A 617-nucleotide genomic window follows, 5' to 3' on the forward strand; every position below is an offset into this window, starting at 1 on the left:
GTGTTGATCATTACCCTGTGCGTACTGCTGCTGAACATTCTGGCGCGCGTTGTTTTTGCGAAGAATAAACACGGTTAACACTTCGCCGGATGCGGCGTGAACGCCTGATCCGGCCTACGGTAAGCCTGATTAGCGAAGTGCATCAGGCACGATGAGGAAAAGATTGCAATGAGTATGGTTGAAACTGCCCCGAGTAAAATTCAGGTTCGTAATTTGAACTTCTACTACGGCAAATTCCATGCCCTGAAAAACATCAACCTGGATATCGCTAAAAACCAGGTAACGGCGTTTATCGGGCCGTCCGGCTGCGGTAAATCGACGCTGCTGCGTACCTTCAATAAAATGTTTGAACTGTACCCGGAACAGCGTGCGGAAGGTGAAATTCTGCTCGATGGCGACAACATCCTGACCAACTCTCAGGATATCGCCCTGCTGCGTGCGAAAGTGGGCATGGTGTTCCAGAAACCGACGCCGTTCCCGATGTCCATCTACGACAACATCGCCTTTGGTGTGCGTCTGTTTGAGAAGCTCTCCCGTGCCGACATGGACGAGCGCGTGCAGTGGGCATTGACCAAAGCCGCATTGTGGAACGAAACCAAAGATAAATTGCATCAGAG

1 protein-coding gene is annotated in these 617 nt (G+C 51.1%); it reads left to right on the forward strand.

The features are described from left to right. Positions 1 to 168 precede the first annotated feature (168 nt). Positions 169 to 617: phosphate ABC transporter ATP-binding protein (locus AC5O77_RS22125; protein ID WP_494507211.1), on the forward strand; the 449-nt coding region annotated here is incomplete at its 3' end.

The organism is Stenotrophomonas sp. INTA L402-1 (assembly GCF_059295135.1).